The organism is Methyloceanibacter marginalis (assembly GCF_001723295.1).
Taxonomy (GTDB): Bacteria; Pseudomonadota; Alphaproteobacteria; order Rhizobiales; family Methyloligellaceae; genus Methyloceanibacter; species Methyloceanibacter marginalis.
Map to the genome: position 1 here is coordinate 1 of NZ_LPWD01000466.1, position 20,830 is coordinate 20,830.

The 20,830-nt window shown below is 63.4% G+C and carries 18 protein-coding genes, 2 tRNA genes and 3 pseudogenes; all 23 read right to left on the reverse strand.

Annotated elements, in window-relative coordinates:
* On the reverse strand, positions 1 to 815 hold an 815-nt coding region (locus AUC71_RS16810), incomplete at its 3' end, for a ribonuclease J (protein WP_342021899.1).
* Positions 816 to 830: 15 nt separating this feature from the next.
* Positions 831 to 1,577 (reverse strand): biotin--[acetyl-CoA-carboxylase] ligase, encoded by a 747-nt coding sequence (locus tag AUC71_RS16815; RefSeq protein ID WP_158007908.1) that lies wholly within the window; start codon positions 1,575 to 1,577, stop codon positions 831 to 833.
* Between the two features lie 30 nt (positions 1,578 to 1,607).
* Positions 1,608 to 3,041 (reverse strand): annotated as a pseudogene (gene nuoN / locus AUC71_RS16820) (NADH-quinone oxidoreductase subunit NuoN).
* A gap of 12 nt (positions 3,042 to 3,053) precedes the next feature.
* On the reverse strand, positions 3,054 to 4,568 hold the full coding sequence (locus AUC71_RS16825) for an NADH-quinone oxidoreductase subunit M (RefSeq protein WP_069625186.1): 1,515 nt from the start codon (positions 4,566 to 4,568) through the stop codon (positions 3,054 to 3,056).
* Complete coding sequence (gene nuoL / locus AUC71_RS16830; RefSeq protein ID WP_069625187.1) at positions 4,565 to 6,490, reverse strand: NADH-quinone oxidoreductase subunit L; 1,926 nt, start codon at positions 6,488 to 6,490, stop codon at positions 4,565 to 4,567. The genes AUC71_RS16825 and nuoL overlap by 4 nt, the downstream gene beginning before the upstream one ends.
* Positions 6,491 to 6,503: 13 nt before the next feature.
* Positions 6,504 to 6,812 carry an NADH-quinone oxidoreductase subunit NuoK gene (nuoK, locus tag AUC71_RS16835; RefSeq protein ID WP_069625188.1) on the reverse strand — a complete coding sequence of 103 codons (309 nt, stop codon included), beginning with the start codon at positions 6,810 to 6,812 and terminating at the stop codon, positions 6,504 to 6,506.
* A complete protein-coding gene (locus tag AUC71_RS16840) occupies positions 6,809 to 7,420 on the reverse strand; it encodes an NADH-quinone oxidoreductase subunit J (protein ID WP_069625189.1) in 612 nt (203 codons plus the stop codon). The genes nuoK and AUC71_RS16840 overlap by 4 nt, the downstream gene beginning before the upstream one ends.
* A gap of 96 nt (positions 7,421 to 7,516) precedes the next feature.
* Entirely contained in the window at positions 7,517 to 8,005 is a 489-nt protein-coding gene (nuoI, locus tag AUC71_RS16845; RefSeq protein WP_069625190.1) for an NADH-quinone oxidoreductase subunit NuoI, read from the reverse strand.
* A gap of 16 nt (positions 8,006 to 8,021) precedes the next feature.
* Positions 8,022 to 9,044 carry an NADH-quinone oxidoreductase subunit NuoH gene (gene nuoH, locus AUC71_RS16850; RefSeq protein ID WP_069625191.1) on the reverse strand — a complete coding sequence of 341 codons (1,023 nt, stop codon included), beginning with the start codon at positions 9,042 to 9,044 and terminating at the stop codon, positions 8,022 to 8,024.
* Positions 9,037 to 11,142, reverse strand: a complete 2,106-nt coding sequence (nuoG, locus tag AUC71_RS16855) for an NADH-quinone oxidoreductase subunit NuoG (RefSeq protein WP_069625199.1) — start codon at positions 11,140 to 11,142, stop codon at positions 9,037 to 9,039. Before nuoG ends, nuoH begins: the two co-directional genes overlap by 8 nt.
* A gap of 160 nt (positions 11,143 to 11,302) precedes the next feature.
* Positions 11,303 to 12,600 (reverse strand): annotated as a pseudogene (gene nuoF, locus AUC71_RS16860) (NADH-quinone oxidoreductase subunit NuoF).
* Complete coding sequence (gene nuoE / locus AUC71_RS16865) at positions 12,600 to 13,358, reverse strand: NADH-quinone oxidoreductase subunit NuoE (protein ID WP_069625192.1); 759 nt, start codon at positions 13,356 to 13,358, stop codon at positions 12,600 to 12,602. Before nuoE ends, nuoF begins: the two are co-directional and overlap by 1 nt.
* Before the next feature lie 122 nt (positions 13,359 to 13,480).
* Positions 13,481 to 14,707 (reverse strand): NADH-quinone oxidoreductase subunit D, encoded by a 1,227-nt coding sequence (locus tag AUC71_RS16870; RefSeq protein WP_069625193.1) that lies wholly within the window; start codon positions 14,705 to 14,707, stop codon positions 13,481 to 13,483.
* The gene (locus tag AUC71_RS16875; RefSeq protein WP_069625194.1) at positions 14,707 to 15,144 is read right to left on the reverse strand and encodes a thioesterase family protein; all 438 of its coding nucleotides are present in this window, start codon (positions 15,142 to 15,144) and stop codon (positions 14,707 to 14,709) included. Before AUC71_RS16875 ends, AUC71_RS16870 begins: the two co-directional genes overlap by 1 nt.
* Positions 15,141 to 15,767 (reverse strand): NADH-quinone oxidoreductase subunit C, encoded by a 627-nt coding sequence (locus tag AUC71_RS16880; RefSeq protein WP_069625195.1) that lies wholly within the window; start codon positions 15,765 to 15,767, stop codon positions 15,141 to 15,143. The genes AUC71_RS16875 and AUC71_RS16880 overlap by 4 nt, the downstream gene beginning before the upstream one ends.
* 23 nt (positions 15,768 to 15,790) lie before the next feature.
* Positions 15,791 to 16,348: a NuoB/complex I 20 kDa subunit family protein gene (locus AUC71_RS16885; protein WP_069625196.1), complete on the reverse strand. Its 558-nt coding sequence runs from the start codon at positions 16,346 to 16,348 to the stop codon at positions 15,791 to 15,793.
* Positions 16,339 to 16,703, reverse strand: a pseudogene (locus AUC71_RS16890) (NADH-quinone oxidoreductase subunit A). The gene AUC71_RS16885 and the pseudogene AUC71_RS16890 overlap by 10 nt, the downstream one beginning before the upstream one ends.
* A 42-nt stretch (positions 16,704 to 16,745) precedes the next feature.
* Positions 16,746 to 16,822, reverse strand: a tRNA-Asp gene (locus AUC71_RS16895).
* Between the two features lie 94 nt (positions 16,823 to 16,916).
* Positions 16,917 to 17,363 (reverse strand): tetratricopeptide repeat protein, encoded by a 447-nt coding sequence (locus tag AUC71_RS16900; RefSeq protein ID WP_069625197.1) that lies wholly within the window; start codon positions 17,361 to 17,363, stop codon positions 16,917 to 16,919.
* Between the two features lie 35 nt (positions 17,364 to 17,398).
* Entirely contained in the window at positions 17,399 to 17,632 is a 234-nt protein-coding gene (locus AUC71_RS19015; protein WP_141701795.1) for a hypothetical protein, read from the reverse strand.
* A 16-nt stretch (positions 17,633 to 17,648) separates the two neighbouring features.
* Positions 17,649 to 17,724 (reverse strand) — tRNA-Val (locus AUC71_RS16905).
* Between the two features lie 137 nt (positions 17,725 to 17,861).
* Complete coding sequence (locus tag AUC71_RS16910) at positions 17,862 to 18,167, reverse strand: HU family DNA-binding protein (protein ID WP_158007909.1); 306 nt, start codon at positions 18,165 to 18,167, stop codon at positions 17,862 to 17,864.
* A gap of 175 nt (positions 18,168 to 18,342) precedes the next feature.
* The gene (lon, locus tag AUC71_RS16915; protein WP_069625198.1) at positions 18,343 to 20,718 is read right to left on the reverse strand and encodes an endopeptidase La; all 2,376 of its coding nucleotides are present in this window, start codon (positions 20,716 to 20,718) and stop codon (positions 18,343 to 18,345) included.
* Positions 20,719 to 20,830: the final 112 nt, after the last annotated feature.

Below are 20,830 nucleotides of genomic sequence, written 5' to 3' on the forward strand. Positions count from 1 at the left end.
GCACGATACATGGCCCGCCCGGCGATCACGAGCTCGCGGCCCGCGGCTTGCGCCGCCTTCGCCACGGAGCCGAGACGCGCCACGTTCGAGGCAAAGGTGGTCACCGCGACACAATTCGGCGCCTTGGCGATGAGCTGCGTCAGGTTCACCGCAACCTCGGCCTCGGACGGCGAGATGCCGTCGCGGATGGCATTCGTCGAATCACAGATCAGCGCGGCGACCCCGTCCCGGCCGATCTCGCGCAAGCGCGTCTCGTCGGTCGGCGCGCTGGTCAAAGGCTGCTCGTCGAGCTTCCAATCGCCGGTGTGCAGCACCGTGCCAAGCGGCGTGGTGATGGCGACGGCGTTCGGCTCGGGAATCGAATGCGACATGGCAATCAGCTCCACGTCGAAGGGCCCGATGCTGCGCCGTCCCCCCATCGGCACCACGTCGAGCGGCAAATCCTCAACGTTCACATTCATCTCGCCGAACTTCGAGCGCAGCATCTCGGCGGTGAAGGGCGTGGCGTAGATCGGCACGCGGCCGAGCAGCGGCCACAAATCGGGGATGGCGCCGTAATGATCTTCATGGGCGTGGGTCAAAAGGAGGCCGGCGATGTTGTGGCGCTCTTCTTCGAGAAACCGGATATCCGGCAAGATGACGTCGATGCCCGGTTCGAACTCGCCGCCGAAAGTCACGCCCATGTCGACGATCAGCCAGGTGTAAGCGCCGCCACGGCCATAGCCGTAGAGATAGAGATTCATGCCGATCTCGCCGACGCCCCCAAGGGGCACGAAGACGAGCGCGTCACCGCCGCGATTTGATTTCGAGGACACTTGGCTCAAGACGGTCTATCGGCTCGCGAAGAAGACATCGCCGGCGGTGATGTGCTTCTCGCCGGCGGCGGTCTTGAGCCGCAACGCGCCCTCGGAGTCGAGGCCCGCATAGGCGCCTTCAATCTCTTCGCCGTTGATCCGCGCGACCAAAGGACGGCCTAACGGGCCGGCGCGGTCGAGCCAGGCGCGCCTGATGGTTGGGAAGGTCGCGCCCTCGGCCCAGCGCTGAAGCCATTCGTGAGTGGTCGCCGCCAACACTTGGAGCGCTTGGGCCGGCGTCACCGTGAGACCGTAGGCGTCGAGACTGATCGCCGGTTGCGGCAGGTTCTCGGGGTAGGCCGCGAGATTGATCCCGGTGCCGATGACGACGGTGGTGCCCGGCTTGCTCGGGTTTCCCACGTTCTCAAGGAGCATGCCGGCGACCTTCTCCTCCGACAGCAACACGTCGTTCGGCCATTTGAGCAGAAGGGCCGAGCGGCCCTCATAAGCGATAAGCTTGGCGACCGTCTCGTAGGTCACGATGCCGGCGACGAGCGCGAGCTGACTTGCGACCGGCAGCGGACAATTGAGGCGGATCAGGAGGCTCGCAAACAGATTGCCGACTTGGGAGGTCCATTCCCGCCCGGCGCGCCCCCGGCCCTTCGACTGGCGAGCCGACCAGATCCACAGCGGACCGGGTTCCCCCATGTCGGCGCGCCGCCTGGCTTCCGCATTGGTGGAATCGACCGTATCCAGCCGCAGCAGACGGTGTCCGGGGGGCATCTTGGGTGAGGGTGAAGCGATAAAAGACATTTAGAACAATGATTTGGCGGCTACGCCGGCGGCCGCAACCAATGGCGCCGGGTAGATGAAGAAGAACAGGATCAACACCCCGCTGGTTCCGAGCACCGCGGCAAGGATCCGCGGCATGGGCTCGAAGCTTTCGACGGGCTCGTCAAAATACATGATCTTGACGATACGTAGGTAATAGAACGCACCCACCACGCTCAAGAGCACGCCGATCACCGCGAGCGCGTAGAGCCCGGATTCGATGGCGGCCAGGAAGACGTAGAACTTGGCAAAGAAGCCCGCAAGAGGCGGAATGCCGGCCAGGGAAAACAACAGTATCGCCAACATGAGCGCCATCAGAGGGCTCGTGCGGGACAGGCCCGAAAGCTGGCTGATCTCCTCGACCATCTTGCCGTCGCGCCTGAGCGACAGGATGAAGGCGAAGGTGCCAGACGTCATGACCAAATAGATGGCCAGATAGACGATCACGCCTTGCACGCCTTCCGCCGTCCCGGGCGCGAGACCGACCAATGCGTAGCCCATATGGCCGATTGAGCTATAGGCCATCAGCCGTTTGATGTTGCGCTGCCCGATGGCGGCAAAAGAGCCGAGCGCCATGGAGGCGATGGCGAGGAAGATGACGATCTGCTGCCATTCCGTGGTGACCGCGGGAAAGGCGGAGATCACCACCCGCACGAGCAGCGCCATGGCGGCGATCTTAGGCGCCGCGGCGAAGAAGGCGGCGACCGGCGTCGGTCGCGCCCTCATAGACGTCCGGCGTCCACATATGGAACGGCACGGCGGAAATCTTGAAGGCGAAGCCTGCGAGCAGGAACACCAGACCGAAGAGCCAAGATTGGCGCCGGACGGCTGCACGGCGCCCGCGATCTGCGCAAACTCGGTGGAGCCGGTGAAACCATAGACGAGCGAGGCACCGTAAAGCAGCATGCCCGAGGACAGCGCGCCGAGGACGAAATATTTCAGGCCCGCCTCGGAGGAGCGCGCGGAATCGCGCTTGAAGGCGGCGACGACGTAGAGCGCGAGGCTCTGCAGCTCCAGCCCCACATAGAGCGCGATGAGATCGTAGGCCGAGATCATCATCAGCATGCCGGTGGCGGCGAAGAGCAGGAGCACCGGATACTCGAATTTCACCCCGCCATCGGTGTCGCGCCAGTAGGTGAGCGACATGATGAGCGCGACGGTGGCGCCGACAAGAGCCAGCAGCTTCAGCATCCGCGCGTAAGGATCGACGATGAAGCTGCCGGTAAACAGGGTGACGGTGCCCTCGCCGGTCGCGACGAAGATCCCGGCCAAGACGAGAACGGCGACCGCGAGCCACAGGACGAGCTCGCCGCGCTCCTCGTCGCGCCCCCCTACTCCGACCATGAGCAAGGCCATGGCGCCCACCGCGAGCGTGATCTCTGGCAGGATGGCGAGGAGATGGGCTTGGTCGAACACCGCAGGCCTCCTCTACGGCGCCAGCGCAAACCGCGCCTGTTCGGCTGCGGCAAGGCTCGCTTTGAAGTCGGAGATCAAGGCCTCAACCGAAACGGCCGAGACGTCGAGGATCGGGTTCGGGTGGAAGCCGAAGAAGATGGTGATGAGGATCAGCGGCACCATGACGGCGACCTCACGCCAGGACAGATCCTTGATGGCCTTGAGCGCGGGATTGGTGATGGTGCCGAAGATAATCCGGCGGTAGAGCCACAAGGCGTAGCCCGCCGACAGGATGATGCCGGTGGTGGCGAACAGCGCGACCCATGTATTCACCTCGAAGGCGCCGAGCAGCGTCAAGAACTCGCCGACGAATCCGCTCGTCCCCGGCAGGCCCACATTGGCCAGCGTGAAGATCATGAACACGGCGGCATAGAGCGGCATGCGGTTCACGAGCCCGCTGAAGACGTCGATCTTGTGGGTGTGCATGCGGTCATAGACCACGCCCACACAGAGGAAGAGCCCCGCGGAGACGATGCCGTGAGACAACATGAGGAAGATGCCGCCCTGGAGTCCCTGCATGGTGAGCGTGAAGATGCCGATGGTGACGAAACCCATATGGGCGACGGACGAATAGGCGATCAGCTTCTTCATATCCGTCTGCGCCAGGGCCACCAGAGACGTGTAGATGATGGCGATGACCGACAAGGCAAAGATGAGCGGTGCGAACTCCGCCGAGGCCAGCGGGAACATGGGTATAGAGAAGCGTAAGAAGCCGTAGCCGCCGAGCTTCAAGAGGACGCCGGCAAGGATCACGGAACCCGCGGTAGGCGCCTCCACATGGGCGTCGGGCAACCAGGTATGCACCGGCCACATGGGCAGCTTCACCGCGAAGGACGCCAGGAAGGCGAACCACAGCCAGGTTTGCATTTCCGGCGGGAAGTCGTGGGTCAGCAGCGCCGGAATGTTGGTGGTGCCCGCCTCCCAATAGATCGCCATGATGGCCAGCAGCATCAGCAGCGAGCCGGCGAGCGTGTAGAGGAAGAACTTGAAGCTGGAATAAACGCGCCGGGGGCCGCCCCAGATGCCGATGATGAGGAACATCGGGATCAGACCGCCCTCGAAGAACAGATAGAACATGACCAGGTCGAGGGAGCAGAACACGCCGAGCATCAGCGTTTCCAGCACCAGAAACGCGATCATGAACTCCTTCACCCGCACCTTGATGGCGCCGAAGCTCGACAGGACGGTAAGCGGCATCAGCAGCGTGGTCAGCACCACGAACGGCATGGAGATACCGTCTAGACCCATATGGAAGGTGATGGGGCCGAGCCAAGGCCGCAGCTCCACGAACTGGAACTGCGCCGTCGCAGGATCGAAGTCGCGCCACAGCAGCAGCGAGATGGCGAAGGTGATGAGCGTGGTCCACAACGCGATATAACGCGCGTTGCGGTACGTGCTCTCGTCGTTGCCGCGCAGCGCGAAGATCAGCAGCGCGCCGACAAGCGGCAGGAAGGTCACCGTGGAAAGGATCGGCCAGCCATAGCTCATGGGGTCAGCGCGCCTCCCGCCACGATGAAATAGGTGATGAGAAGCGCCACGCCGATCAGCATGACGAAGGCGTAGTGATAGATATAGCCGCTCTGGAGCCGGACCACGCGGTTGGTGATGTCCAGGACCCGGGCGGCGATGCCGTTCGGCCCGATGCCGTCGATGACGGCGCCGTCGCCGTACTTCCAGAGAAAATTGCCGAGCCATTTCGCCGGCTGCACGAACAGGCGGTCATAGAGCGCGTCGAAATACCAGGCATGAAGGAAGAACCGGTTGGTCGCCGGGAAGCGCTTGAGCAGGCCGAACGGCAGGAGCGGCTGCCACATATAACAGTACCAAGCGATGAGGAAGCCCGCCGTCATGGCAAGCGTCGGTGACAGGGTCAGCCAGAACGGCACGTCGTGATGGGCGTGCTCGGGCAGCACGATGGAGTCGCGCCAGAAGGCGACCTGATCGGCGCCGATGAAGAGATGCCGGAAGCCGAGGCCGGCGAACAGCGCGCCGGCGGCCAGGATCAGAAGCGGCAGGGCCATGGTCCAGGGCGGCTCGTGGGCGTGCTCGAGGACTTGCCTGCCGCCTTTGAAATTGCCCTCGAAGGTCATGAACATGAGACGCCAGGTGTAGAGCGCGGTGAGGAAGGCCGCGATGAGAGTCATCCAATAGGTGTATTGGCCGACGGGGGTGTGATCGAACCAGGTCGTCTCGATGATGAAATCCTTGGAGACGAAGCCCGAGGTGAGCGGGAAAGCGGTGAGCGCGAGCGAGCCGATCAGCATCATGGCCCAGGTGAAGGGGATGACTTTGCGCAGACCGCCCATGCGGCGCATGTCCTGATTGTCGGCAAGGGTGTGGATGACGGCGCCGGCGCACAGAAACAGCAGCGCCTTGAAGCAGGCATGGGTGAAGAGGTGGAACATCCCTGCCCCGAAGGCACCGACGCCTTCGGCGGCGAACATGTAGCCGAGCTGGGAGCAGGTCGAATAGGCGATGACGCGCTTGATGTCGGTCTGCACCACCGCGGCGGTGGCGGCGAAGAAGGCGGATGTGGCGCCGATGATGGCGACGAAGGCCAGCGCGTAGGGCGCGAGTTCGAACAGCGGCGAGAGGCGCGCCACCATGAACACGCCGGCGGTCACCATGGTCGCGGCATGGATCAGGGCGGAGACGGGCGTCGGGCCTTCCATGGCGTCGGGGAGCCAGGTGTGCAGCAGGAACTGGGCCGACTTGCCCATGGCCCCCATGAACAGGAGGAAGCAGATCAGCTCCAGCACCGGGACCTCCCAGGCGAGGAAGGTCATGGTCTTGCCGACCTGGTCGGGGGCGGCGGCGAAGATCGTGTCGTATTGCACGGCGCCGAAGACGACGAAGATTGCGAAGATGCCGAGCGCGAAGCCGAAATCGCCGACGCGGTTGACGATGAAGGCCTTGATGGCGGCGGCGTTGGCTTCCGGTTTCTTGTACCAGAAGCCGATCAACAGATAGGAGGCGAGGCCGACTCCCTCCCAGCCGAAGAACAGCTGGAGCAGATCGTCGGAGGTCACCAGCGCCAGCATTGCGAAGGTGAACATGGAGAGATAGGCGAAGAAGCGTTCTTTGTGCGGATCCTCGTCCATGTAGCCGACGGAATAGAGGTGCACCACCGACGACACGGTGTTGACCACGACCAGCATCACCGCGGTCAGGGTGTCGACGCGGATCGACCAAACCGTCTTGAACTCCCCGGAGCTGATGAAGCCGATCAGGGCCAGCCGCACGTCGTTGCCCTCGATGGCGACCTGATAGAAGGCGATCCAGGACAGGAAGGCGGCGACGAACATCAGCGAGATGGTCACCACCTCGCAGGCGCGCGCGCCGACGAAACGGCCGAGCAGCCCGGCGAACAGGGCCCCGATCAGGGGCAGGAAGAGGATCGCCTGATACATCTGCGCCCTGCCGTCAGCCTTTCAGGAGATCGATTTCGGCGACGTCGATCGTGCCGCGGTTGCGGAAATAGACGACGACGATGGCGAGCCCGATCGCGGCTTCGGCGGCCGCCACGGTGAGCGCGATCAGGGTGAAGATCTGCCCGACGAGATCGCCGTGGAAGGCGGAGAACGCCACGAGATTGAGATTGACCGCGAGCATCATCAGCTCAATCGACATGAGAATGACGATGACGTTCTTGCGGTTCAAGAAGATGCCGAAGATGCCGACGGTGAACAGCACCGCGGCGACGGTGAGATAGTGGCTGAGGCCGACGGTCATTTGAGCCCCTTCCCCGTCTCGACCTGAACCACCTCGATGGCCGTCTCGCGGGTGCGGCCGACCTGTGCGGCGACGGACTGACGGCGCACGTCGCGCTTGTGGTGGAGGGTGAGCACGATGGCGCCGATCATGGCAACCAGCAGAATGAGCCCCGCCGCCTCGAACAGATAGACGTAGCGGGTGTAAAGCAGCTCGCCCAAGGCTTGGGTGTTGCTCATCTCGGAGGCCGGCGGCGTCGGCGCATCCCGGATGAGGTCCGGCGCGGTCAGCCAGGCGCCGACCACGAAGACCAGCTCCACGAGAAGCAGAATCCCGACGATGGCGCCGACCGGCAGATATTTGAGAAAGCCCGCGCGCAGCTCCGCGAAATTCACGTCGAGCATCATCACCACGAACAGGAACAGCACCATGACCGCGCCCACATAGACCACCACCAGGATCATGGCGATGAACTCGGCGCCCAGCAGCACGAACAGACCGGCGGCGTTGAAGAAGGCGAAGATCAGATAGAGCACCGCATGCACCGGGTTCTTCGCGGCGATGACCATCACGCCGGCGCCGACACACATCGTGGCGAACAGATAGAAGAACAACGCGGAGAGCATCATGCAGCCTTCTTCGTGCTGACTAGCAGATCAAAGCAGAGCCCGGCGCGGCGGCCGGGCACGGAAAAAAGATTTGCCCCCAAGATCCCCACGAGCCCCTCATCGATACGGCGCATCGAGCGCGATATTCTTGGCGATCTCGCGCTCCCAACGGTCGCCGTTCGCGAGCAGCCGGTCCTTGTCGTAATAGAGCTCCTCGCGGGTCTCGGTGGCGAATTCGAAGTTCGGCCCCTCGACGATGGCCTCGACAGGACAGGCCTCCTGACAGAAGCCGCAATAGATGCACTTCACCATGTCGATGTCATAGCGGGTAGTGCGCCGCGTGCCGTCATTGCGGCGCGGGCCGGCCTCGATGGTGATGGCCTGGGCCGGGCAGATCGCCTCGCAGAGCTTGCAGGCGATGCAGCGCTCCTCGCCATTGGGATAGCGCCGCAGCGCGTGCTCGCCGCGGAAGCGCGGCGAGAGCGGGCCCTTCTCATACGGGTAGTTGAGAGTCGCCTTAGGGCCGACGAAGTATTTCATGGCGAGCCAGAAGGCCGACAGAAACTCCAGCAGCAGAAGCGATTTGGCGGCTTGGGCAACGCGCATCACGCGTCAACTCCTCTCAAATACCGTATTGCCAAAGGCGCAAGACCGCGGCCACGACCACGACGGCGGCAAGCGACAAGGGTAGAAACACCTTCCAGCCAAGCCGCATCAGCTGATCGTAGCGATAACGCGGCACCATGGCCTTGACCATGGAGACGAGGAAGAACAGGAAGCCAACTTTCAGGACGAACCATAGCACGCCCGGTATCCAGGTGAAGGGCGCGACCGGAAACGGCGGAAGCCAGCCGCCGAGGAAAAGGACCGTGCCCAGCCCGCACAACAGGATAATGGCGACGTACTCGCCCAACATGAAAAGCATATAGGGGGTCGAGGAGTACTCGACCATGAACCCGGCCACGAGCTCGGATTCCGCCTCCAGGAGGTCGAAAGGCGGCCGGTTGGTCTCGGCGAGCATCGAGATGAAGAAGATGACGAACATCGGGAACAGCGGCAGCCAGTACCAGCCGAGCAGGCCCCAGCCCCGGTCCTGGGCCATAACGATATCCGTGAGATTGAGCGAGCCGGCGACGAGCAGCGCCGTGATGATGACGAAGCCGAGGGAGACCTCGTAGGAGACCATCTGTGCCGCCGAACGCAGGGCGGCGAGGAAGGCGTATTTCGAGTTCGAGGCCCAGCCGGCGATGATCACGCCATACACCTGTAGACTCGATATCGCGAAAATGTAGAGCACGCCGACATTGATGTCGGCCACGGCCCAGCCCTTGTCGACGGGCATGACCGCCCAGGCGGAGATCGCGAGTCCGGCCGTGATGATCGGCGCCATGAGGAACAGGCCCTTGTTGGAGCCCGCCGGGATGATGACCTCCTTGAAGACGAACTTCAGAAGGTCGGCGAAGGACTGCCACAAGCCGAACGGTCCGACCACGTTCGGTCCGCGCCGCATCTGCACCGCAGCCCAGACCTTGCGGTCGGCGTAGAGCACGAACGCAACGACGATCAGCAGGACGACGATCAGTGCCACGCTATGCGCGACGATGAGCGCGGTCGGCCATCCGTAATTGGTCCAGAATTCAACCATCGGTGCCGGTCGCCTTCTCGGGCCCGCCGGCGTGCATGGCGCTCAAACTCGCCATGATGGCGGAAGCACGGGCCACGGGATTGGAGAGGTAATAGTCCTCGATGACGAGACCGAAGCGATCCTTGCCCGGCTTTGCGGGTTTTCCGGCAAGCTTCTCGATGGCTGCGGCGTCAGCCGGCTCCACGAGATCGAGCAGCGCCAGATGGGGACAGGCCGCGTACATCTTCGCACGCAGCTCTTGCAGGCTGTCGAAGGGAAGCGGCCGGCCCAGCACGCCTGACAACGCGCGGAGGATCGTCCAGTCCTCGCGGGCCTCGCCCGGGGGAAAGATGGCGCGGGTGGTCATCTGCGCCCGCCCTTCGGTATTCACATAGGTGCCGTCTTTCTCGGTGTAGGCGGCGCCCGGCAAGATCACGTCGGCGCGGTGCGCGCCGCGGTCGCCGTGGCTCCCCTGATAGATGACAAAGGCATCGCCGAGACGGCTCGCGTCGATCTCGTCGGCCCCGAGCAGATAGACGACTTTGAGATCGCCCTTGCCCGCGGCGCGAACATGGCCTCCACGTCGAGACCGCCCTTCCCCCGGCACGAAGCCGAGATCAAGGCCTGCGACACGACCAGCGGCGGTATGCAGCACGTTGAAGCCGTTCCAGCCGCCGGTGAGCGCGCCCATCTTCTTTGCGGCCTTGGCGGCCAGCGCCAGGACCGCCGCGCCGTCAGGCGCGCAAGCGCTGCCTGGCCCCACGACAATCATGGGCTTCTCCGCCTCTTGCAGGGTCTTGGCAAAGGCATGAGAGCCGTCGGCGATCTTGGCGAGGGTCTCGGGCCCGGCCCCGAGATACTCGCAAGGATAGGTGAGGTCGACTTCCGTCCCGATCAGGCCGACGGGCAACAGGCCCTTTGAGCTGGTGCCAACGCTGAACGCGCGCGTAAGCACCGGCGCCTCGACGCGCGGATCGGTGCCGACAAACAGAACGGCGTCGGCGTCCTCGATGCCGCCGATCGTCGTGTTGAACAGATAGGTCGCGCGGCCCAAGGAAGGATCGAGCTTGGCGCCGTCCTGGCGGCAATCGACGTTCGGCGAGCCGAGCCCGCCAGCGAGTTCCTTCAAGGCGTACATGTCTTCCGCGGCGGCGAGATCGCCGGCGATGGCCGCCAAACTTCTTGCCGTCAAGGCGCTCAGCTTTGCCGCGATCGCCGCGAACGCCTCGTCCCAGGTGGCGGGCTCGAGCTTGCCGTTGCGCTTCAGGTAAGGCCGGTCGAGGCGCTGCGTGCGCAGGCCGTCCCAGACATGGCGCGCCTTGTCGGAAATCCATTCTTCGTTCACCGCATCGTTGATCCGGGGCAGAATGCGCAAGACCTCGCGGCCGCGGGCATCGACCCTGATGGCCGAGCCGAGCGCATCCATGACGTCGATGGAGGGCGTCTTGGTGAGTTCCCAGGGGCGGGCCAGAAAGGCGTAGGGCTTGGCCGTCAGGGCGCCCACCGGGCAGAGATCGACCACATTGCCCGACAGGTTCGAGTGCATTCCGTGCTCGAGATAGGTGGTGATCTCCATATCCTCGCCGCGGCCGATCGCGCCCAGTTCCTGGACGCCCGCGACCTCGCTCATGAAGCGGACGCAGCGTGTGCAGTGAATGCAGCGCGTCATAAAGGTCTTGATCAGCGGCCCGAGATATTTGTCCTCGACGGCGCGCTTGTTGTCTTGATAGCGGCCGGCATCGAAGCCAAACGCCATGGTCTGGTCTTGCAGATCGCACTCGCCGCCTTGGTCGCAGATCGGACAATCGAGCGGGTGATTGATGAGCAGGAATTCGAGCGTGCCTTCTTGCGCCTTTCGCGTGGTTGCGGACTGGGTCAGCACCGTCGGCGGCGTGCCGTCCCGGTTGGGCCTCAGATCGTTCACCGACATGGCGCAGGAGGCGACGGGCTTCGGCATGCCGACGACTTCCACGAGACACATGCGGCAATTGCCGGCGATCGACAGACGCTCGTGGTAGCAGAAGCGCGGAATCTCGACGCCGGCCATATCGCAGGCTTGGATCAGCGTGATGCCGTCCGGGAAATCATGCTCGGTGTCGTCGATGATGATCTTAGGCATGGGCGGTGACCCGGGATCGGTTTCCACGAACGCCGTCATGCTGAGGTGCCCGCCAAAGCGGGCCTCGAAGCATGCGGCTGCGATGGGGCCACGTCTCCTTCGAGGCTCGCTGCGCGAGCACCTCAGGATGACGTGGATTGAAATGAGTACGCATGGTCCCCTACTCCGCCGCCACCGGTACGGACGGTGAGATCGGCTTCGTGGCTTTTTGGTCGATGCGTTCCTCGATGACGTGGCGGAAGTTCTTGATGAGGCCTTGCACCGGCCACGCGGCGGCGTCGCCCAGCGCGCAGATGGTGTGGCCCTCGACCTGATAGCTCACGTCAAGCAGCATCTCGATCTCGGCTTTTTCCGCCTCGCCATTGGCCATGCGTTCCAGCACGCGCCACATCCAGCCGGTGCCCTCGCGGCACGGCGTGCACTGGCCGCAGGACTCGTGCTTGTAGAAATAGGAGATGCGCGCGATGGCCCGGATCATGTCGGTGGACTTGTCCATGACGATGATGCCGCCGGTGCCGAGCGCGGTTCCGGCTTCCTTCAGGCTATCGAAGTCCATCAAGACCGTATCGCAGACGTCCGCCGTGATGCAGGGCACCGACGAGCCGCCCGGGATGATGGCGAGAAGATTGTCCCAGCCGCCGCGCACGCCGCCGGCGTAGTAATCGATCAGCTCGCGCAGCGGAATGCCCATCTCCTCTTCCACGGTGCAGGGCTCGTTCACGTGGCCGGAAATGCAGTAGAGCTTGGTGCCGGTGTTGTTGGGGCGGCCGAGCGAGGCAAACCAAGTGGCGCCGCGCCGCAAGATGTCGGGCACCGAGGCGATGGTTTCGACGTTGTTGACCGTGGTGGGCGCGCCATAGAGGCCGCAATTGGCCGGGAACGGCGGCTTCAGGCGGGGCTGGCCCTTCTTGCCTTCGAGGCTTTCGAGCAGCGCCGTCTCCTCGCCACAGATATAGGCGCCCGCGCCGTGATGAACATAGAGGTCGAAATCCCAACCGTTGACGTTGTCCTTGCCGATCAGCTTGGCGTCATAGGCTTCGTCGATGGCCGCTTGCAGGATCTCACGCTCGGCGATGAACTCGCCGCGAATATAGATGTAGGAGGTATGCGCCCGCATGGCGAAGCCGGCGAGCAGCGCACCCTCGATGAGAAGATGCGGGTCGTGGCGCATGATCTCCCGGTCCTTGCAGGTGCCAGGCTCGGATTCATCGGCGTTGACCGCGAGATAGCTCGGGCGGCTGTCGTTCTTCGGCATGAACGACCATTTCAGCCCGGTGGGGAAGCCCGCCCCGCCGCGCCCGCGCAAGCCCGACGCCTTGACCTCGTCGATGACGGCGTCATGGCCGCGCGCGATCATCTCCTTGGTGCCGTCCCAGCGCCGCGCGCGCGCGCCGCCTCGAGACGCCAACTGCGGAGCCCGTAGAGATTCTTGAAGATGCGGTCCTTGTCGGCGAGCATCAGCTGGGCCTCGGCTTCTTCACAGACGGCTTCTTCAAAGGCGGCTTGGGCACGGCAGCCTCGCGGACATTGGCAGCGGCGCCCGGACGCTTCGCCTCGGCATCAACGAGCGCCGGTCCGGCGCAGCCGAAGGCGGGGCCGGATGTGTCGTTTGCATAGATGGACGCGTCGGTAAGCGTATTCGGGCCGCTCAAGGGCGCGGAGGTCTTCCGACCGTTCTGCGGCCCGGGCTCGACGTGCTCGCCCTTGCGGAGTCTCTTGAGGATCGACTCGAAATTCTCCGGCGTCAGGTCCTCGTAATAGTATTTGTTGATTTGAGCCATGGGCGCGTTCACGCAAGCGCCGAGGCACTCGACCTCCGTCCAGGAGAACATGCCGTCCTTGCTGACCGTGTCCTTGGGCCCGATATGTTTGCGGCAGGCATCCTTGATGTCCTCGGCGCCGCGCAGCATGCAGGGCGTGGTGCCGCACACCTGCACATAGTAGCGGCCGACCGGCGCGAGATTGAACATCGTGTAGAAGGTGACGATCTCGTAGACACGGATGTAGGCCATGCCGAGCATGTCGGCGACGGCGCGCAAGGCCGGCTCCGAGATCCAGCCGCCCATCTGCTCCTGCGCACGCCACAGCAGCGACAGCACGGCGGAGGCTTGGCGGCCTTCCGGGTATTTCTTGATCTCAGCCTTGGCCCAGTCGAGATTCTCGGGCGTGAAGGCGAAGCCTTCAGGCTGTTCCGCAGCGAGGCGTCGGACGCTCATCTCTATCTTCTATGATCCCGCGCGAGGTGTTGCCCAGTCTTGCGCGAGTCGCTCCTAACTTAGTTCCGTAAGGTCTTGGAGACTCTCCCTGATCCCGCGCCATTTCGCAACTGCACAAAGGGTCAACGGTCAACCTCTCCAAAGACAATATCGATCGACCCGAGCACGGCCGACACGTCCGCCAGCATGTGGCCGCGGCAGAGGAATTCGAGCGCCGCGAGATGGGGGAAGCTCGGCGCGCGGATCTTGCAGCGATAGGGCCGGTTGGTGCCGTCGGCGACCAGATAGACGCCGAATTCGCCCTTGGGCGCCTCCACGGCCGCATAGGCCTCGCCTACCGGGACGTGATAAGCTTCCGTATACAGCTTGAAGTGGTGGATCAGGGACTCCATGGAACCCTTCATGCGGGCGCGCGAGGGCGGCACCATCTTGTGGTTGTCCACGGTGACGGGACCCGGCGTGGTGGTGAGCCGCTCGCAACATTGCTTCATCAGGCGGACCGCCTGGCGCATCTCCTCCATGCGGATGAGGTAGCGGTCGTAGCAATCGCCGTTCTTGCCAATGGGAATGTCGAATTCGAGCTCGTCGTAGCACTCGTAAGGCTGGCTCTTGCGCAAGTCCCAGGCGGCGCCCGTGCCGCGGATCATGACGCCGGTAAAGCCGTGGGCCCAGGCGTCCTCCTGGCTGATCACGCCGATATCGACGTTCCGCTGCTTGAAGATGCGGTTGTCGGTGAGCAGGCCCTCGATGTCGTCGCAGACTTTGAGGAACGGATCGCAGAAGGCGTAGATGTCGTCCACCAACTTCGGCGGCAGGTCCTGGTGCACGCCGCCGGGGCGGAAATAGGCCGCGTGCATGCGGCTGCCGCTCGCCCGCTCATAGAACACCATGAGCTTCTCGCGCTCCTCGAAGCCCCAGAGCGGCGGGGTCAGCGCGCCCACGTCGAGGGCTTGGGTGGTGATGTTGAGCAGATGCGACAGGAGGCGCCCGATCTCCGAATAGAGCACGCGGATCAGCTGGGCGCGCTTGGGCACGGTCAGCCCCACGAGCTTCTCCACGGCGAGCGCGAAAGCGTGCTCCTGGTTCATGGGCGCGACATAGTCGAGCCGGTCGAAATAGGGCACAGCCTGGAGGTAGGTCTTGTACTCGATCAGTTTTTCGGTGCCGCGGTGGAGCAGGCCGATATGCGGATCGACGCGCTCGACCACCTCGCCGTCGAGCTCGAGCACGAGGCGCAGAACGCCATGGGCGGCGGGATGCTGGGGGCCGAAATTGATGGTGAAGGTGCGGTCGTCGCCTTCACGTTTGCCGCTGTCGATGGGCGGCGCCTTGGTGTCGGTCTCGGCCATCACGCGTCCACCTTTGCCGGTCCTTGAGCGCGCTTGGCGGCGACGCCTCTCTCGAAGCGATCCCAGCCGACGATAAAGCGCTCATGGGTGCCCGACCCGATCTCGTCGACGCCGTCATGGGCGCTGACCTTGAACTTGGCGCGGGGCCCGCGCAGCTCGATGCACTCGGCCTCGACGGTGACGGTGAAGCCCACGGGCGTTGCCGATTTGTGCGAGACGTCGATATGGGTGCCGAGGCTCCCCTCGCCTTCGTCGAGATGCGGCTCGAGAAGCTGCACGCAGGTCCATTCCATCAGCCCGACCATGAAGCCCGTGGCGAACACGTCCGGCATGGTCTGAAGCTGCGGCGCCTCGTCATAGAGATGCGGCACGGTCTTGGTGGCGGGCACTTGGTAGGAGAAGCTGTGCTTCAGCCCGCTCTTAAGGGACGGTTTCACGTGTCCCCCTTCCGGTCGGGGGCTAAGCCCGCCTTCTCGTCGCCGGGGATGGCGGTGTCCATCGCTTCCCAGGGGCTGAGGAAGTCGAAATTGCGGAACTCCTGCATCAGCTTCACCGGCTCGTAGACGACGCGCTTCAGCTCGTCGTCGTAGCGGAGCTCCACGAAGCCCGTGAGGGGAAAGTCCTTGCGCAGAGGATGCCCCTGAAATCCGTAGTCGGTCAGGATGCGGCGCAAGTCCGGATGACCGTCGAACAGAATGCCGTAAAGGTCGAACGCCTCGCGCTCGAACCAGTTGGCCGCGGGAAAGATCTCGACCAGGCTCGGCACCGGCGTCTCGGCGCTGGCCGTGATGCGCACGCGGATGCGCTGGTTCTGCCAGGGGCTCAGCAGATGGTAGACGACATCGAAGCGCTCCTCGCGCTCGGGATAGTCGACCCCGCAGATATCGATGAGGCAGCCGAAGCGGCAGCGCTCGTCGTCGCGCAGAAAGGTGATGACATCGCGAATCCGGTCGCGCTTCACCTCGACGGTGAGCTCACCGAGCGCCACCTCGAAGCGCACAAGCTTCGGCCCTAGCTTCCCGGTGAGGTAGCCGCCCAGCTTATTCAGCGCGTCGTCCATCAAAGCTCCAGGACCAGAGCGGGTCAGCGATCGATCGTGCCAGTCCGCCTGATCTTCTTCTGCAGGAGCAGCACGCCGTAAACGAGCGCTTCGGCCGTCGGCGGGCAACCCGGAACGTAGATGTCCACGGGCACGATACGGTCGCAGCCGCGAACCACAGAGTAGGAATAGTGATAGTAGCCCCCGCCATTGGCGCAAGAGCCCATGGAGATCACGTAACGGGGCTCGGGCATCTGGTCGTAGACCTTGCGCAGCGCGGGCGCCATCTTGTTGCACAGCGTGCCGGCGACGATCATGACATCGGATTGGCGCGGACTGCCGCGCGGGGCGAAGCCGAAGCGCTCGAGATCGTAGCGGGGCATGGAGGCTTGCATCATCTCGACGGCGCAGCAGGCCAAGCCGAACGTCATCCACATGAGCGAGCCGGTGCGCGCCCAATTGATCAGGTCGTCGGCCGAGGTCAGCAGGAAGCCCTTGTCGGCGAGCTCGTCGGAGAAGGTGCCGAACGTGGTGGCGCCGGCGGTGACGAGGCCACCGCCCTTCCCTTCGGTCTCGAACCTGACTTCGGGAATCAATCCCATTCGAGCGCGCCTTTCCGCCACTCATAGATGAAGCCGATGGTGAGAACGGCCAAGAACACGATCATCGCCCAGAACCCGAGCGCACCGACCTCATCGAAGGCTATCGCCCAGGGAAAGAGGAACGCCACCTCCAGATCGAAGATAATGAAAAGAAGCGACACGAGATAGAAGCGCACATCGAATTTCATGCGGGCGTCATCGAACGCGTCGAAGCCGCATTCATAGGCCGATACTTTTTCCGGATCGGGCTTTCGGACGGCGACGACAAAGGGCACCGCGAGCAGAATCGTGCAGATGACGAAGCGATGCCGATGAAAATGACGAGCGGCAGATAATCTACCAGCAGCTGGCCCATGGCTTTTCCGAAGCCTTCTTGTTTGCATTCACGGGGCCGAAATGGCGGGAGTGACGGGACTCGAACCCGCGGCCTCCGGCGTGACAGGCCGGCGCTCTAACCAACTGAGCTACACCCCCCACCGGGCCGTAAACCACGGCCGGAGGCGATGTTCTGCATGTACGGCCTGGGATTCCCCAAGTCAAGGTGACCCGGGCGAAGAGCGTCCAGGGTTCATTGCGGCGTGGCGCCGCCCTCTCCCGCCGCCTGGAGGTTCGCCAGGACGTTCTTGGCTGCGGGATCGCCCTTGTCGGCAGCTTCCGTGATCAGGCTCGTTGCCTCCCGGGGATTGAGACCGACGCCATAGACCCCCTGATTATAGAAATTGGCCAGGATGAGCATGGCGCGGGTGGAGCCCGCCTCCGCCGCCTGGCGCATCAGGCGCACGCCTTCAAGCGTGTCCTTCGGGACGCCCTTGCCGGTGATGAGAGTCATGCCCCAAAGCATCATGGCATTCGGGTTACCGGCGTCGGCGGCTTGCTTCATGAGCGTCGCGGCTTCGGATTCCGGCGAGATATAGGCCAGGACGAGCATGGCCGAGGTATTACCCTTGGCAATGAGATTTTCCAGGAGCGGCTTGGCGGCGTCTTGCTTCTTGCCGGCCACGTTGGCCAAGGCCACGCCGAGGGCAAAGCGCTGCTCGTCCGGATGGGCCTTCAGGGCTTCGGTGCAGGCGGGGAGCGCCCGGTAGAAATCGACCCGGGTGAAGGGATGGCTCCACTCCTCAGGCCCGAAGCCTCGAAGGGATCGGCGGCGACACGCTCACAGAGCTGTTCCGGAGACTCGTCCTCGACGACGTCGTTCAAATTCAAGGGCGCGGCGTTGGCGCTTCCCCAGACACACACGGTGAGAGACAGGCTGGCGGCAAGAACGGCGGTTACGCGGCGCATGAAAGACCTCCCGGGGTGGTGGGCGGTGACAGGCTCGAACTGCCGACATCCACGGTGTAAACGTGGCGCTCTACCGACTGAGCTAACCGCCCCATTGTCCGGGAAGCGTTAGAGCAAGCCTCCTCCAGCGCCTATAGGCAAACCTGGCAAACAACGGCTTGCAAATAAGAAAAGGCGGAGCCTCGCGCAACGGCAAGGCCCCGCCCAGAAATCCTTCGGCTCTCACGCCTTAAGCGTTGCAGGCCTCTTTGAGTGCCTTGCCGGCACGGAACTTCGGCACCTTCGAGGCCGGGATCTGAACCTCGGCGCCGGTGCGCGGATTGCGACCGACCGAGGCCTTGCGCTGCGCGACCTGGAAATTGCCAAAGCCGACGATGCGCACGGTGTCTCCGCCGCTCAAGGCTTTCTCGATGTTCTTGAACGTCGCGTCGACAGCCTTCTCGGCCGAGTCCTTCGACAGTTCGGATTCTTTCGCCACCTGGGCGACAAGCTCAGCTTTGTTCACGGCTCCATCCTTTCGCTCGGCCCCAATCATAGGGCGCAGGTTTGAACCCTCGAGGCCGCTTTGGGTACGCTCCGATTCACAAACAAGTGGTGTATGACTGGCGCAAAAAACGCGGAAAATCAACAAATTTGGCCGACTCGGTGCATAAGGCTGGACCACGCGATTGAGGCAAATCGACGGCAGAGTGCCTGCCGCCCCCGCGTGACTAGTGGGCGGTCAGACCCGAAGCGCTCTCGTCCTTGGCCGGGACGACCTGCGCGGCACCTTCGCCCTCCTCCTCCCAGACGATCGGCTGAGGCGGCCGGGTGAAGGCGAGCTTCAGCACCTCCTCCACACGCGAGACAGGGAGAATTTCAAGCTTATTCTTAAGAGAGTCCGGTATCTCTACGAGATCCTTGACGTTTTCCTCGGGAATGATCACGGTCTTGATGCCCGCGCGCAAGGCCGCCAGCATCTTCTCCTTGAGGCCGCCGATGGGCAGAACCCGGCCGCGCAGCGTGATTTCGCCCGTCATGGCGACCTCGCGGCTCACGGGGATTCCGGTCATGAGAGAGATGATGGCCGTGACCATGGCCACGCCGGCCGACGGTCCATCCTTTGGGGTGGCGCCCTCGGGCACGTGAACGTGGATGTCCCGCTTCTCGAAAAGAGGCGGCTCGATGCCGAAATCCACAGCCCGGGCCCGCACATAGGCGTTCGCGGCCGAGATCGATTCTTTCATGACATCGCGCAGATTGCCGGTGACGGTCATCTTGCCTTTGCCGGGCATCATCACGCCTTCGACCGTGAGGATCTCGCCGCCGACCTCGGTCCAGGCAAGGCCCGTGACCACGCCGACCTGGTCTTCCAGCTCTGCTTCGCCGTAGCGGTATTTGGGCACACCGAGATAGTCCGCGAGGTTCTCCATCGTGATCCGCACGGTCTTGTGGTCCGTGGTCAGGAGTTCCTTGACCGACTTCCGGGAGAGCTTGGCGATCTCGCGCTCGAGGCTACGCACGCCCGCTTCGCGGGTATAGCGGCGGATGACCTGTTTCAACGCTTCCTCATCGAGGGCGAACTCCTCCGGCTCGAGGCCGTGGTTCTTGACCTGCTCGGGAATAAGGTGGCGCCGGGCGATCTCGACCTTCTCGTCCTCGGTGTACCCAGCGATGCGAATGATCTCCATCCGATCCATTAGGGCCGGCGGAATATTCAGCGTATTCGCCGTGGTCACGAACATCACGTTCGAGAGGTCGTAGTCCACCTCGAGATAGTGATCGTTGAAGGTGTGGTTCTGCTCCGGGTCCAGCACTTCGAGCAGGGCCGATGCCGGGTCGCCTCGGAAATCGGCGCCCATCTTGTCGATCTCGTCGAGCAGGAAGAGCGGATTGACCTTCTTCGCTTTCTTCATGGACTGGATGACCTTGCCGGGCATCGAGCCAATATAGGTCCGCCTGTGGCCGCGGATCTCCGCCTCGTCGCGCACGCCGCCAAGGCTCATGCGCACGAATTCGCGGCCCGTGGACCTGGCGATGGACTTGCCGAGCGAGGTCTTGCCGACGCCGGGGGGGCCGACCAGGCAAAGGATCGGACCTTTCAGCATGTTGGTCCGGTTCTGCACGGCGAGATACTCGACGATGCGATCCTTGACCTTCTCCAGGCCGTAATGGTCCTCATCGAGGACCTTCTGGGCATCGTCCAGGTCGCGCTTGACCTTGCCCTTGACGCCCCACGGGATCGACAACAGCCAGTCCAGGTAGTTGCGCACCACCGTGGCCTCGGCCGACATCGGGCTCATCTGGCGAAGCTTCTTGAACTCCGCCATCGCCTTCTCGCGGGCTTCCTTGGAAAGCTTGGTCTTCTCGATCTTGTTTTCGAGCTCGGCCAGATCATCCCGGCCTTCCTCGCTGTCGCCGAGCTCCTTCTGGATCGCCTTCATCTGCTCGTTCAGGTAGTACTCGCGCTGCGTCTTCTCCATCTGACGCTTGACGCGGCTCCTGATCTTGCGCTCGACCTGAAGCACGGAGATCTCGCTCTCCATCAGGGTGAAGACGCGCTCCAGCCGCTCGGAGACCGACGTGACCTCGAGGATCTGCTGTTTCTCGGCGATCTTGATGGCGAGATGGCTGGCGATGGTGTCGGCGAGCTTGGAATAGTCCTCGATCTGGCTCGCGGTGCCCAGCACCTCGGGTGAAATCTTCTTGTTGAGCTTCACATAGCTCTCGAACTGGGACACGACGGAGCGGGCCAGAGCCTCGATCTCGTCCTCGGCGCCAACCGTCTCCTCGACGGGCTCGATCTCGGCCTCGAAATAGTTCTCGTTGTCCGTGTAGCGGGAAATCATCGCCCGGCGCGTGCCCTCGACCAGCACCTTCACGGTGCCGTCGGGCAGCTTCAGAAGCTGAAGGACCGAGGCGAGCGTGCCCATGTCGTAGATGCCGTCGGCGGTCGGCTCGTCATCGGACGCGTTCTTCTGGGCGACGAGCAGAATCTGCTTGTCGGTGCGCATCACTTCTTCAAGCGCCGCGATCGATTTCTCGCGACCGACGAAGAGCGGCACGATCATGTAGGGGAAAACCACAATGTCGCGAAGCGGAAGCACCGGATAGAGTTCCGGGGCGCTCGATGATCTCGGACGGGTTCGTTTCGGTCATGATAGTTCCGTCGCTTTCTTTTTGAATCGGACCAAGCGCCGTTTCGCGAAGCCCTGCCTT